Origin of the sequence: Brevibacterium yomogidense, assembly GCF_900163715.1 — a bacterium.
GTDB classification, from domain to species: domain Bacteria; phylum Actinomycetota; class Actinomycetes; order Actinomycetales; family Brevibacteriaceae; genus Brevibacterium; species Brevibacterium yomogidense_A.
In genome coordinates this window covers 177,388-190,565 of record NZ_FWFF01000005.1, presented here as the reverse complement: position 1 = coordinate 190,565, position 13,178 = coordinate 177,388, and the positions used below count along the sequence as shown (strand labels likewise).

Annotated in this window: 12 protein-coding genes; 9 read left to right on the top strand and 3 right to left on the bottom strand. The window is 67.5% G+C overall.

Translation table 11 applies throughout. The features are described from left to right. Positions 1–100: 100 nt before the first annotated feature. From FM105_RS04660 to FM105_RS04625, 8 genes are all read left to right on the top strand, one after another. Positions 101–1,054 carry a 3-keto-5-aminohexanoate cleavage protein gene (locus FM105_RS04660; RefSeq protein ID WP_087005671.1) on the top strand — a complete coding sequence of 318 codons (954 nt, stop codon included), beginning with the start codon at positions 101–103 and terminating at the stop codon, positions 1,052–1,054. Positions 1,055–1,057: 3 nt separating this feature from the next. After that, positions 1,058–2,095: a 3-hydroxyacyl-CoA dehydrogenase NAD-binding domain-containing protein gene (locus FM105_RS04655; RefSeq protein WP_087005500.1), complete on the top strand. Its 1,038-nt coding sequence runs from the start codon at positions 1,058–1,060 to the stop codon at positions 2,093–2,095. Continuing rightward, positions 2,092–2,532 (top strand): thioesterase family protein, encoded by a 441-nt coding sequence (locus FM105_RS04650; protein WP_087005497.1) that lies wholly within the window; start codon positions 2,092–2,094, stop codon positions 2,530–2,532. Before FM105_RS04655 ends, FM105_RS04650 begins: the two co-directional genes overlap by 4 nt. 168 nt (positions 2,533–2,700) lie before the next feature. Continuing rightward, positions 2,701–4,284, top strand: coding sequence for an ABC transporter substrate-binding protein (locus FM105_RS04645; protein ID WP_087005493.1), 1,584 nt, complete (start codon positions 2,701–2,703; stop codon positions 4,282–4,284). After that, the gene (locus FM105_RS04640) at positions 4,284–5,234 is read left to right on the top strand and encodes an ABC transporter permease (RefSeq protein WP_087005668.1); all 951 of its coding nucleotides are present in this window, start codon (positions 4,284–4,286) and stop codon (positions 5,232–5,234) included. The genes FM105_RS04645 and FM105_RS04640 overlap by 1 nt, the downstream gene beginning before the upstream one ends. Next, positions 5,231–6,148, top strand: coding sequence for an ABC transporter permease (locus tag FM105_RS04635; RefSeq protein WP_256970229.1), 918 nt, complete (start codon positions 5,231–5,233; stop codon positions 6,146–6,148). Before FM105_RS04640 ends, FM105_RS04635 begins: the two co-directional genes overlap by 4 nt. Further along, positions 6,145–7,854, top strand: a complete 1,710-nt coding sequence (locus tag FM105_RS04630; protein WP_256970228.1) for an ABC transporter ATP-binding protein — start codon at positions 6,145–6,147, stop codon at positions 7,852–7,854. Before FM105_RS04635 ends, FM105_RS04630 begins: the two co-directional genes overlap by 4 nt. A 56-nt stretch (positions 7,855–7,910) precedes the next feature. Beyond that, on the top strand, positions 7,911–8,957 hold the full coding sequence (locus FM105_RS04625; protein WP_256970227.1) for an alpha/beta hydrolase fold domain-containing protein: 1,047 nt from the start codon (positions 7,911–7,913) through the stop codon (positions 8,955–8,957). A 13-nt stretch (positions 8,958–8,970) separates the two neighbouring features. On the opposite strand, the gene FM105_RS04620 is transcribed toward FM105_RS04625, so the two are convergent. Beyond that, positions 8,971–9,654, bottom strand: coding sequence for a YqeB family protein (locus FM105_RS04620; RefSeq protein ID WP_087005486.1), 684 nt, complete (start codon positions 9,652–9,654; stop codon positions 8,971–8,973). A gap of 136 nt (positions 9,655–9,790) precedes the next feature. Between FM105_RS04620 and FM105_RS04615 the strand changes: the two genes are divergently transcribed. Next, positions 9,791–10,393 carry a TetR/AcrR family transcriptional regulator gene (locus tag FM105_RS04615; RefSeq protein ID WP_087005483.1) on the top strand — a complete coding sequence of 201 codons (603 nt, stop codon included), beginning with the start codon at positions 9,791–9,793 and terminating at the stop codon, positions 10,391–10,393. A 42-nt stretch (positions 10,394–10,435) separates the two neighbouring features. Here the strand turns inward: FM105_RS04615 and FM105_RS04610 are convergent, their stop codons facing one another. Together FM105_RS04610 and FM105_RS14650 are read right to left on the bottom strand one after the other, a co-directional pair. After that, the gene (locus FM105_RS04610; RefSeq protein ID WP_179207068.1) at positions 10,436–11,614 is read right to left on the bottom strand and encodes a D-alanyl-D-alanine carboxypeptidase/D-alanyl-D-alanine-endopeptidase; all 1,179 of its coding nucleotides are present in this window, start codon (positions 11,612–11,614) and stop codon (positions 10,436–10,438) included. A 53-nt stretch (positions 11,615–11,667) separates the two neighbouring features. Then, positions 11,668–12,873, bottom strand: coding sequence for a glycosyltransferase (locus FM105_RS14650; protein ID WP_179207067.1), 1,206 nt, complete (start codon positions 12,871–12,873; stop codon positions 11,668–11,670). Between the last annotated feature and the right edge of the window lie 305 nt (positions 12,874–13,178).

The following is a 13,178-nucleotide window of genomic DNA, read 5'->3' as shown; positions in this document are numbered from 1 at the left end:
AGGTCGGACCGCCCGTGGCAGAGACCTCTGACTGACACCAGCCACACCGACTGAAAACTCAGCCACTCCGTCCGAAAGGACCACCACCATGAACCGCACCGTGAACCGGAACGTCATCCTCACCTGCGCCCTGACCGGCGCCGGTGACACCGCCGGCAAGAGCGAGCACGTCCCCGTCACCCCGCAGGAGATCGCGGACTCCGGGATCGCCGCCGCTCGCTCCGGCGCCTCGATCATCCACATCCACGTCCGCGACCCGCAGACGAAGCAGGGATCCCGCGACACCGAGCTCTACGCGGAGGTCGCCCGCCTCATCCGCGCCTCCGACGTCGATCCCGTCATCAACATGACCGCGGGCATGGGCGGCGACCTGGTCATCGACCCGGAGAACCCCACGACTCAGCTCGAGGGCACCGACCTCGTGAACCAGACGGAGCGCCTCAAGCACGTCGAGGCCCTGCGCCCGGAGGTCTGCACGCTGGACTGCGGCACGCTGAACTTCGGCGAGGGATCGAACACCTACATCTCCACCCCGGACATGATGCGCGCGGGCGCCGCCCGCATCCGCGAGCTGGGAGTGAAGCCGGAGCTGGAGATCTTCGACACCGGCAACCTGTGGTTCGCGAACGTCATGTACGAGGAGGGCCTGCTGGACGACCCGCCGTTCTACCAGCTGTGCCAGGGCATCCCGTACGGCGCGCCCGTGGACGCGGGCCTGCTCCACGCGATGGTGAACATGCTGCCGGAGACCGCGCAATTCACCTCCTTCGCGATCGGCCGCAACCAGCTGCCGTGGGTCGCCCAGTCGGTCCTGGCCGGCGGCCACGTGCGTGTGGGGCTGGAGGACAACCTCTACCTGTCCAAGGGTGTGAAGGCGACGAACGCGCAGCTCACCGAACGCGCGGTCGGCATCATCGAGGGGATGGGGTCCGCCGTCGCATCGCCGGACGAGGCGCGCGAGATGCTCGGCCTGCCGGTGGCAGTCGAGGAGCGCGCCAGCCGCCACGCCACCCACCAGTCCTTCACCGACTCCGCACTCACCCAGGAGGCCTGAGACATGCAGCTTCGCGATATCGACTCCATCGACACCGTCGCCTGCGTGGGCGCCGGCACGATCGGCGGCGGCTGGGCCGCCTACTTCCTGGCCCGCGGCCTGCGGGTGCGCGTATGGGACCCCAGCCCGGTGGCGGGGGAGAAGCTCGGACGCCTCATCGACTCCGCATGGCCCGCGCTCACTCGTCTGGGCCTGGCCGCGAACGCGGACAAGGACGCCTGGAGCGTCCACACGGACCTGGCCGATGCCCTGGACGGCGCAGGCTTCGTCCAGGAATCCGCGCCCGAGGTCCTGGAGATGAAGCAGGAGCTGCTCGCCGGGATCGCCCGCGCGGCTGCCGATGACGTCGTCATCGCCTCTTCCACCTCCGGCTACTCGATGACGGACATGGCCGTCCTCGCCGCCGAGGAGGGCATCGCCGACCGTCTGGTCGTCGGCCACCCCTTCAACCCGCCCTACCTCATCCCCCTGGTCGAGGTCGTCGGCGGCGAGCGCACCGCGCCGGATGCCGTGGACTGGGCCGCTGAGTGGTACGACGCGATCGGCAAGTCGGTCATCCGTATGGAGCGGGAAGTCCCGGGCTTCATCGCCAATCGCCTCCAGGAGGCGCTGTGGCGCGAGGCGCTCCACATGGTGAACGAGGGCGAGGCCACCGTCGACCAGATCGACCGCGCCATCACCGATGGCCCGGGGCTGCGCTGGCCCCTGCAGGGCCCCATGCTCACCTTCGCACTGGCCGGGGGAGAGGGCGGCATGGCCCACATGCTCGACCACTTCGGTCCCTCACTGCTCTCCCCGTGGACCCGGCTCACCGCACCGGAGCTCACACCAGAGCTGCGCGACGCGGTCATCGCGGGCTGCGACGACGAGGCAGACGGGCGCTCCTTCGACGACCTGGTCGCGGCTCGCGACGCCGCGATCATCGACATCCGCCGGGTCGTCGGCGAACTGCGCTCGAGCATGCCCGGGGCTGCGGAGGGCGCCGGCGCACAGACCAGCCCTCAGCCGAACGGCCAGCGGTCCGACGGCGGCGCCGCATGAGCCTCACGACGTACGAAACCCCCGTCCTCGAGGACTGGATCGACTACAACGGCCACCTGACGGAGGGCTACTACGTCCTGGTGTTCGGCTTCGCGACCGATGCCGCGATGGACGCACTGGGTCTGGGCCCCGACTACCGGCAGGAGTCTGGCTGCTCGCTCTACACAGTGGAGGCGCACGTCCGCTACCTGCAGGAGGTCGCCCAGGGCGCGCGGCTGCGAGTGCGCACCCACGTCGTGGGCGTCGCGCAGAAGAAGCTCCACCTCGCCCACGAGATGTTCGTGGGCGACGAGCTCGTCGCGACGGAGGAGATCCTCGGGATCCATGTCAGCCAGGCCGACGGCCGGGCGACGGTGCTGCCGGAGGCGACTGCGGCCTCGGCGGCGGAGCATCGGATCTCCCCGCCGGTCTGGGTGGGGCGTGCCGTGCGGATCTGACGCCCAGCGGCGCCGTCGTGCACCACGAGGACGTGCACCACGACGACGGCGCCGCGACCGACGACTGAACAGAGGAGCCCGAGCGGGACGGTCCCCGGACCGTGTCCGCTGGGTGTGTGCCGGAGAGCGATTCGCTGAGCCGGCGACGTGAGGAAGAGGGAAGGCACGATGAGAACGGGAACCGGACTGAGACGGGTGGAGCAGGCGCTCACCCGCAGAGGGATATTGGGAGGGGCCATCGGGGTCGGCTCGGTCGGGCTGCTCGCCGCGTGCGGGCCCGGCCCCGCCGCCCAGGTGGACATGAGCGGTGGGCCGCAGCGCGGCGGCGCACTGCGAGTCGGACTGTCCGGCGGTTCGTCCGCGGACACGGTCGATGCGCACATCCCGGTGAACTCCGGGGACTCCGCGCGCGTGATCAACATCTACGACACCCTGCTCATCCGCGGCGATGAGTTCGAGCTGCAGCACAGGCTGGCGGAGACGTTCGAGACGAACGACGACGGCACCGTCTGGACCGCGAAGATCCGCGAAGGCGTGACCTTCCACGACGGGAAGCCGCTCACCGCAGACGATGTCGTCTTCACGTTCGAGCGGATCACCGACCCGGACGACCCGAAGTCCGGCGCGGCCGGTCTGGCCATGCTCGACGAGGTCGTCGCCACCGACGACTACACCGTCGAGTTCCGCCTGAACGAGGCCAACAGTGCTCTGGACGACGCGCTCGGCCAGTACGCCATGGGGATCGTGCCGCGCGGCTACGACCCGGAGAATCCGATCGGCTCCGGGCCCTTCAAGCTCAAGTCGTTCGAGCCCGGGCAGTCCGCCGTGCTCGAGGCGAACCACGACTACTGGGACGAGGGCCCCTATCTGGACGAAGTCCACCTGCTGAACTTCAACGACACGGACGCGGTCATCAACGCGCTCCTGTCCAGCCAGGTGGACTGCGTGGGCCAGATCCCCCTCTCGCTGGTCGACGTCATCGAATCGGATGAGCGGATGCGCATCCTCAATTCTGAGACCGGCATGTGGCTGCCCTTCTCCATGCGTGTGGACAAGGCGCCGTTCGACGACGTGCGCGTGCGACAGGCGATGCGCCTGGTGGTGGACCGCGAGGAGATGCTCGAACAGGTCTTCTCCGGCCACGGACGGCTGGGCAACGACATGTTCTCCCCGCTGGACCCGGACTACCCCTCCGACCTGCCGCAGCGCACGCAGGACATCGACGAGGCGAAGCGGCTGCTCGCGGACGCCGGCTACCCCGACGGCCTCACGGTCGAACTGGTGACCGCGCCCATCCAGGCCGGTGCCGTCGAGGCGGCGCAGGTGTACGCGGAGCAGGCGAAGCTCGCGGGCATCACCGTCGACATCCGCCGCGTCGACACCACCACCTTCTTCGGCGAGAACTACCTGTCGTGGGACTTCGCCCAGAGCTTCTGGTACACCCGCAACTTCATCCCGCAGGCCACATCGTGCGCACTCGAGGAATCGAGCACGAACGAGACGCAGTACACGGATGAGGACTTCGCGGACACGTTCTACCGTGCCCGGTCGGAGACCAACCCGCGGCTGCGCGGTGAGCTCATCCGCCAGGCGCAGCACCAGCTGTACGAGGAAGGCGGCTACATCATCTGGGGGTTCGGCAATCAGGCCGACGCCTACCAGAGCTATGTGGGCGGGTTCGTCGAGAACGCGACGGGTCTGCCGCTGTCCGGATACACGTTCCGACGCAACTGGATGGGTGAAGTCTCATGATGGCGAAGCTGATCCTCCGCAGACTCGTCCTGTCCCTGTTCATCCTCCTGGCAGTGTCCGTGCTGGTGTTCTTCGCGACACTGCTGCTGCCGGGTGATCCCGCCCGCGCGATCCTCGGCCAGCAGGCCACACCGGAGCGTGTGGCCGCACTGCAGGCACAGCTCAACCTCGACCAGCCGGCCATCGTGCGGTACTTCCTGTGGCTGGGCGGACTGTTCGTGGGCGACTTCGGCATGTCCACCGCTTTCGGCGGTCCCGTCAGTGCGCTGCTCTCCGACCGGATCGTCTCGAGCCTCGTGCTCATGGTGCTGGCCGCAGTCATCTCGATCCCGCTGGGCCTGGGCTTCGGCATCTTCTCCGCTCTGCACCGCGGCAAGCGCCGCGACAAGGCCGTCACGTGGGTGAGCCTGACCCTCGCAGCACTGCCGGAGTTCGTCATCGGCATCGTGCTCGTGACGATCTTCGCGACGACCGTCTTCCAGATCCTGCCCGCGGTGACCATGTCGCCCCCGGGGCAGCAGGTGTGGATGTTCCCGTCGCAGCTGATCCTGCCGACCATCACCCTGGCGCTCGTCGTCGCCCCGTACATCGCACGCATGATGCGCGCGACGATGATCGACGTCCTGGACTCCGGCTACGTCGAGATGGCGCGGCTCAAGGGCGTCCCCGAACGGCAGGTCATCATGCGCCACGCAGTGCCGCATGCCGTCGGTCCCGTCGCCCAGGTGATCGCCATCCAGCTGGCCTGGCTGGCCGGCGGCGTCGTGGTCGTCGAGTTCCTGTTCCGCTACCCCGGCATCGGACAGGCACTCATCGACGCCGTCACCTTCCGTGACGTGCAGGTCGTGCAGGCGGTCTCGATGATCGTCGCCGTCGTCTACGTCGTGGTCAACCTACTGGCGGACATCGTCGGCATCATGTCCAACCCCAAGCTGAGGAGCGCGTCATGAGTGAGAACACCGTGGTCGATCCCTCCGGCATGCACCGTGAGGACCAGTCGGCGGAGCTCAAGCAATCCGCTTCGAAGCCCACCAATATCGTCCAGCGGGTCTGGGCCCAGTCGGAGGGGCGGATCGGCGTCATCCTCACGGCGCTGATCGTGCTGCTCGCCTTCCTGGGCCCGCTGCTGGCTCCCGTCCTCACGGGCTACTCGCCCACCGCATTCGCAGACCGGCCCTTCCAGGACAGCGGTCTCTTCGGCACGGACGATCTGGGGCGCTCCGTCGCCTCCCGCTTCCTGGCCGGCGGAGCCCTGCTGGTGACCTACTCCGTCGCGGCGACGGCCGTCGGCCTCATCGTCGGAGCGGCCTTCGGCATGACGGCCGCGTACGCCGGCGGCGCCGTCGACGCGGTCATCATGCGCTGCAACGACGTGCTGCTGGCCATTCCGCAGCTGGTCTTCGCGATGCTCGCGATCGTGGTGCTGGGACCGCAGGGCTGGGTCCTCATCATGGTCATCGGCATCACGCACGCACCCCGCATCGCACGCGTGTCGCGTGCGGCCACACTCAACGTCATCAACGAGGACTACATCCGGGCCGCAGAGATGTACGCGGTGCCGCGCGCCCGGATCATCTTCCGTGAGATCGTCCCCAACATCATGGGGCCGCTGAGCGTCGAAGCCGGACTCCGCCTCACGTACTCGATCGGCTCGATCGCCTCCCTGTCCTTCCTGGGGCTGGGCATGCAGCCGCCCACAGCGGACTGGGGCCTCATGATCAACGAGAACCGCATCGCACTGAGCATCCAGCCGTGGGGCGTGATCCTGCCGGTCGTGGCGATCGCGATCCTCACGATCGGCACGAACCTGCTGGCCGACGCGATCGCACGCGCCACGGCCTCGACGAATGTGGAGAAATCATGAGTACCGCGATGACGACGACCGCAGACACGGTCGAGGATCTGTCGACCGTCCTGCGGATGGACGACCTGCGAGTGTCCGCAGTGGGCGGCAGTGAGATCCTGCTGGGAATCTCGCTGGAGCTGTACCGCGGCCAGATCCTGGGACTGGTGGGGGAGTCCGGTTCAGGCAAGACCACGGCGGGGCTCGCCTGCATGGGGCACTATCGCACAGGGCTCCAGCACACCGCTGGCGGGATCGAGCTGTTCCCGCGAGACGGGGATCCGTTCTACCTCGAATCGCTCAGCACGGAGCAGACCCGCGAGCTGCGGGGATCACGCGTCGCCTACATCCCACAGGACCCCGCACTGTCCCTCAACCCCGCCATCCGGGTGGGGGAGCAGATCAGGGAGGTCCTGGACGTCCACGCTTTCGGGAAGTCGTCTGCCGAACGCGGCGCGCGGGTGAAGGAAGTGCTCGAGGACGTGGGACTGCCGGGGACTGACGAGTATCAGCGCCGCTGGCCCCACCAGCTGTCCGGCGGCCAGCAGCAGCGCATCGGCATCGCGATGGCGTTCGCGATGTTCCCGGACGTCCTCATCCTCGATGAGCCCACCACCGGACTGGACGTCTCCACACAGGCACACGTCCTGGACACCATCCGGGACATGACCCGCAGGCACGATGTCGCAAGCCTCTACATCACGCACGACCTCGCCGTCGTCGCGGAGCTGGCGGATCGGGTCGCGGTCATGCTGCGCGGTGAGCTCGTGGAGGAGGGTCCGGCGCAGCAGGTGCTGCACCGGCCGGAGCACGACTACACGAAGCGGCTCCTGGCCGCCGTTCCGGACCTGGCCGGCCGCAAGGACCTGTCCGCGGCCACGATGCGCGAATCCGAGGCGGTGGAGACGCAGGCGAGCGAGACACAGGTGAGCGAGCCGGGCGAGGCGACCGAGGCCTCGGCGATGGAATCTGCAGAGCCGTATCTGCTGGAGGTGACCGACCTGGCGATGAAGTTCGGGGACAACGTCGTGCTCAGCAGCATCGACATGACGCTGGAGCCGGGGGAGTCCACGATGATCCTGGGCGAGTCCGGCTCCGGGAAGACGACGCTCTCGCGCTGCATCACCGGATTGGTGGACGGTTACACGGGCTCCGTGAGGTACCGGGGCGAAGAGCTGGCGAAGTCGACGCGCAAGCGCACGATCGACCACCGCCAGGAGATCCAGTACGTCTTCCAGTCGCCGTTCTCGTCGCTCAACCCGCGACGCACGATCGGGGAGTCGCTCACCGTTCCACTGGAGATGAGCAAGAGGCTTCCCCGCAGCGAACACAAGCAGACGGTGGAGGAGGCGCTGGACGCGGTGCGTCTGGGCCGGTCCTTCTACGACCGCAGGCCCGGCGATCTGTCCGGCGGTGAGCGGCAGCGCGCGGCGATCGCTCGCGCCCTGGTGAACGCGCCCCGCGTGCTGGTGTGCGATGAGATCACGAGCGCGCTGGACGTGTCCGTCCAGGCGTCGATCGTGTCGCTGCTGAACACACTGCGGGAGGAGCGCGGGCTGGCGATCCTCTTCGTCACCCACAACATCACACTGGCCCGGCACGTGTCCGGCCACATCAACGTGCTGAACAAGGGCGTGATCGTGGACCGCGGCACCGTGGAGGACGTGCTGGAGAACCCCACCCACGAATACACGAAGGCTCTACTGTCGGACATCCCGCAGCTGTGAGCAGCAGTTCTGTGAGCGGCGGTTCTGCCAGCGGCAGTGCTGCGAGAGGAGATTCTGTGCACGACGATTCCGGCGCGACGCGGTCGCGCTTCGAGGACCTGCCCGCATATCTGCGGGCGAAGATCACTCCGCAGATGCGGGCGGTCTTGGAGCACCAGTTCGACGACGAGGCCCGCAGACGGGCGGAGCTGACACTGCCGGAGGACCCCACCGAGGCTGCTCGGGCGGACTATCGCGCGGAGCGAGCCTTCTGGAACGAGGGCGGGCCGACGATGGCGTCGACGCGGGAGCTGCGGATCCACGCCGCGGGGGTGGATGTGCCCGTGCGGATCCACCTGCCGGTGACCGTGGACGCCGCCGGGAGCGCGGATGGGTCAGGCCTGGTCCCCGCGATCCTGTTCTTCCACGGCGGAGGCTTCACGCTGGGAGACCTGGACACGCACGACCGCATCCACCGGATGCTCGCCCATCACAGTGGGGCGGCGGTCGTCGCAGTGGACTACTCCCTGTCGCCGGAGGTGAAGTTCCCGCAGGCGCTGCGCGAATGCGCCGGAGTCACGGCTCATGTGGCGGAGCACGGCGAGGAGCTGGGGCTGGACGGCAGCCGGCTGGCCTTCGCGGGGGATTCCGCAGGGTCGGGCTTGTCGATCGGTGCCGCTCTGCTGCTGCGGGACGAGGCTCCCGACGTGTTCTCGCGGCTGCAGGCCCTGGTGCTGATCTACGGCGGCTTCGGGCTGAAGGATTCCGCGGCGCGCCGGTTGTGGGGCGGCTGGTGGGACGGCATGAAGATGGACGACCTGTCCGGCTTCCAGGACGCGCTGTACGCGGATCCGGCGGATGCCGACAGCCCGTACGTGCAGACGCTGCGCTCGGACCTGAGCGGACTGCCGCCGGTGTTCATGCGCTCGGCGGAACTGGATCCGCTGGCGGACGATGCGACGGCGTTTGCGGAGTCGCTGCGGCGGGCGGGGCACACCCCTGATGTGCGGGAAGTGCCGGGCGTGCTGCACTCCTACCTGCACTTCGGCAGGCTGCTGGACGAAGCGAACTTTACGCTGACGGAGGGCGCCCAGTTCATCGCTGCGAGGTTCGCGGAGGGGTGAGGACTGCAAATTCTCAGCCGGTGATCCGTCGGATCTGCTGAGCCTTGTCCCTGTCGCGGACGACGATGTCGCGATCGCGCAGCTGATCACGCAGGGTGGCGGCCTCTCCTGCGCGTTTGTCGGTCAGTGCCCGCTGACGGGCGCGCAGCAGCGCGTGGTCTTCTGCGTCGAGCTCCGCACCGCGATCGACCCACGGCTGGAATGCGCCTCCGCGAGGGTCCTCGTTGCCGCGCCACGTGATGCCGTGGGCTTCGAAGGCCGTGCGAAGGCGCGGTTCCAACCCGTTGTCCGATGCGGTGCGGGAGAGTTCCCGGGTGGCGTCGTCGACGAGTACCAGCTCGTCGCCGTCGAGGAAGGCCTCCGCGATCTCGTCGGTCATGAAACGAGCCGATGACTTCTCCTTCGTGATGAGCACGCCGTCCGCATCGAGGGTCACTGTGCCGACTTCACCCTCCCAGATCGCGAACACGAACCAGCCTGCGAGCGCGCCGATCACGGTCAGCGCCGGGAGTGCCACGACGAGCGGGACCTCGTCGACGATGCGCAGGAAGACCGGAGCGGAGTCCACGCGGTCGAGCAGCCAGGCGGTGACGGGCCCGGCGATGAAAGCCAGGGCGAGACCGGCAACCGCTCCCAGTCCGATGAAGACGGGTGTGAGGCGGCGGTCGAGGGTGATCGTGGTAGATGGTGCGCTCATCGCGGGGCTCCTGGGGCGCTGAATGGATTCGGGATCAGACGAGTCCGATATGCGGTGCTGAGGTGGAGGACCTCCGGCTCGTGTGCGAGACTACAGCATATAACCGAGCGGTCAGTCTGTGAATTGTGGAGGGTTTGTGGCGAGGACAGTCGACCCGGCCAAGCACGCCGCCAACCGGCGGCAGATCATGGATGCGGCGGCGCTGCTCTTCGCGGAGAATGGCTTCGAGCGGACTACGACGGCCATGATCTGCGATGCGGTGGGGATGAGTCCCGGTCGCCTGTATCACTACTTCGCCGGCAAGAAGCCGCTGTTCATCGCGGTTCTCACCGACGACAGGCGGGAGACGGGCGAGATGCTGGAGGGGCTGCGACGAAGCGAGCGTCCGCTCGAGGCGCTGCTGGCGTTCGTCGAGCATCTTGCAGCTCCGGCGACCGTTCATCCGCTGGTGTCACAGCTCGTCCTCGAGGCGATGATGCAGGCGCAGCGCGACGAGGAGGTGCGGACGATCCTCGAGGAAGTCGACGATGAGGAGCAGGCCGGGATCGAGGAGCTGCTCACTCGGGCGATCAAGGCCGGGGAGACGGACCCGGGCCTCGCACCCCGGAAAGCCGCTCAGTGGATCACGACGCTCATCGGGGCGCTGTATCTGGGCGTTGTGGGCAGCGACGGTTCGACGGACCTGCTCGCGCAGCTGCGGAGGACGGTGCGGGGATACCTCATGCCAGCGCGCGCCTGATCGTCTGCTGCGGTGCACACACGCTCCATCACGCTGGCGCCCTCAGTCGCAGTAGTCGACGATCGCCTCGACCATCCGGTCGATGCTGACGCGAGAACCGGTGAGGTCCTCTGCGCGTTCGTGGACGAACGAGAATGCGACCGATCGCTTCCGGCCCCGGCAGTAGCCCGCGAGGGAATCCTGCAGAGGGCGCCGCACTCGCCGACCTGAGACCTCCCTCCGCTCCGTGAGCGTGCCGGTCTTCGCCCGCACGACCTGTGCGGCGCGAGTGTTCCGCAGGCGATAGCGGAGGGTGCCGTCCGTACCTGCCCGCGGCAGGGTCGCCTCGAACGCGCCGTACAGCGGCGAGCTGTTCATCGCCGCGAGGTACGAGGTGATCGCCCGCGGCGCGCAGCGGTTCGCTTCACCGAGTCCTGAACCGGTGCGCACGCTGATATCGGCTCCGTGGTCCGCAGCATGCTGCTCGATGAGCCGGGTGCCACGCTGCGACGAGCCCTGCGAGGCGCCGCCGGCGACTGCTGAGCGCTTTGCCATGGACACTGCGATGACGTTGTCGCTCTCGTGTCCGCAGATGGTCAGCAGGTCGAGGATGGAGGGTGAGTCGATGCGTCCCACCTCGTGGTGAGCGTCTCCGTCGACGGCGTGTTCGGCGGCTGGGGCGGCAATGCTGATCCCGGCCGCCTCCAATGCCTGCGAGATCTGCTCCGCGGCGAACAGGACAGGCTGGTCGGCCCTCGACTGGTTGAAGGACAGAGCGGTGACCGTGGGCGACGGCCGGTCCTCGTGCGCGTACAGACTCCCGTCGCCGACGACACGACCGCGGATGCTCCGGATTCCCGCAGTGGTGACCGCCTCGACCAGCCTGTCCACGGGCGTGCCGACGCCTCCGTAGCGCGCATCGATGAAGGTGCGATCGCCCAGGAGAGGGTCTCCGTCGCCGATCACGAACAGGTCGCCGTGGAGGACGCCGTCCGCATCAGGACGGTCTGCTGAGCAGAAGCGGGTGGTGAGCGTCGCATCCGCACCGAGGTGGGTCAGCGCGGTGCCTGCGGTGAAGAGCTTCGTCGTCGACGCCATGATCCTGGGCTCATCGTGACGGAACCCGAAAGCGGTCCGCCCACTCGCCAGGTCCACGACGTGGGCGCCTGCATCTTGCTTGATCGGATCGGTGAGCTCGTTTGTCAGAAAGTCAGCGAGACGTCGCTGCTTCGAAAAGCGCATAAAAGACACCCGGTCAGCGTATCTCTCGCGCTGCCGCCAGCGGGGGAGCCCACTCATCCGGCGCGGCGGATACTCGCATTCCCATGCTTCGTGGCATACACCTCCAGATCACCGACGGGCACAGGCTCCGGATGGTTTCCGGCCTCGAGCCGCGTGCGCGTCCGTGCGTCGTCGATCCGGACATCGAGGAAGAGATCCAGCACTCCGGAGGATCCCAGGACGAGTCGGTCGATCGCCAGCTCCCCGCGCAGGAGCACGCTGTGCTCCTGCGAAGACACCTGCATCGGCAGGCGCATGTACCCGCTGCTGCGTCGCCCGACCAGAGCGAGCTTCGCCCACGCCATGGCCCCCGGACCCAGGCCGTCCACCCGCACAGAGAAGATGAGGCGATCATCGACGGTGCTGACCTCGACGAGAAGGGCGGAGACCATCGCGCTCGCTTCTGTACGCTCCACCGAGGAGGCACTCACCACCCGATGGAGTGCGTCCGCCCATTTCGCGGCGATGGTGTCTGCCGAGAACCTCTTCGACGTCTCGAGGGCAGCTCCACGCATGGCAGCGACACCTTCCTCATCCATATCGAGGAACGTGTCGAGGGCGCGCGCGAGGTCGTCCGGTCGGCCCGCAGGAACGAGGAATCCGTCGACCCCGTCGGTGATGATGTCCGAGGGGCCGTAGTCGATGTCGTACGCAATCGGAATGCACCCGTTAGCCATGCTCTCTACGAGCATCAGCGACTGGCCCTCGGTGCGACTGGTGAGGAGGCTGAAGGATGAGCGCGCGAAGTGGCTGCGCGCGTCCGGGTCGTGGCCGTGCAGGCGCACGCGCTCTTCGACGTCCAGGTCAGCGATGTATCGCTCGAGAGGCTTTCGCTGCTTCCCGTCCCCGTAGATGTCGAGCGTGGGGACGATGGGGGAAGTGGACGACGCGAGCGCAAGGATCGCGTGGTCCAACCGCTTGATCCCTGAAAGTCTCGACACGATGATTCCGCGTTCGCGACGCCTTGTCTCAGCCGCTGTGCCGATGACTCCGTGAAATGGATTCGGAATGGCAACGATGTTCTCTGACGCGATGTTCTCGTCGAGAAGATGCCGTCTCTGCCGTTCGGTGAGGACTGCGACGAGGTCATACCTGTCCGCGTTCTTGAGAATCGGCAACTTTCCTGCCGCCAGCTTGCCGAGAGCGTTGTTCTTCTTGTCGTGGTGGTGTGAGTGGATCACCTGGATCAGAGATCCGCGGGGACTCGTGAACGAATGCATGAGCCCACCCGCGAATGCGGAGTCGCAGATGATCACCGACTCGTTGGCTCCGGTGACGAAGCGAAGCCAAGCGTGATAGAACGACGTCGCACTGCTCCACTGCCCAATGGCTCGGCCACGTCGTGAGTACAGGGTGAGACGTCTGCCCCCTCGGTTTCCAGGTGCTGTCACATCTTGGCGGTCTGTAAGAAGCAGAGTTCCATTCGTGCGGAATCGTGCGACTTGGAGCTCGCGGCCGTTCTCATCGGCGACCACATGGTCCGTGTGCCCAGCAGTGGGCGTGCGCTCACGATCAGAATGGTTGC

Coding starts and splice junctions, on each gene's coding strand:
- FM105_RS04620 (WP_087005486.1), bottom strand. CDS start 9,654: ATGAGCGCACCATCTACCACGATCACCCTCGACCGCCGCCTCACACCC.
- FM105_RS04635 (WP_256970229.1), top strand. CDS start 5,231: ATGAGTGAGAACACCGTGGTCGATCCCTCCGGCATGCACCGTGAGGAC.
- FM105_RS04640 (WP_087005668.1), top strand. CDS start 4,284: ATGGCGAAGCTGATCCTCCGCAGACTCGTCCTGTCCCTGTTCATCCTC.
- FM105_RS04645 (WP_087005493.1), top strand. CDS start 2,701: ATGAGAACGGGAACCGGACTGAGACGGGTGGAGCAGGCGCTCACCCGC.
- FM105_RS14650 (WP_179207067.1), bottom strand. CDS start 12,873: ATGCATTCGTTCACGAGTCCCCGCGGATCTCTGATCCAGGTGATCCAC.
- FM105_RS04655 (WP_087005500.1), top strand. CDS start 1,058: ATGCAGCTTCGCGATATCGACTCCATCGACACCGTCGCCTGCGTGGGC.
- FM105_RS04650 (WP_087005497.1), top strand. CDS start 2,092: ATGAGCCTCACGACGTACGAAACCCCCGTCCTCGAGGACTGGATCGAC.
- FM105_RS04630 (WP_256970228.1), top strand. CDS start 6,145: ATGAGTACCGCGATGACGACGACCGCAGACACGGTCGAGGATCTGTCG.
- FM105_RS04610 (WP_179207068.1), bottom strand. CDS start 11,614: ATGCGCTTTTCGAAGCAGCGACGTCTCGCTGACTTTCTGACAAACGAG.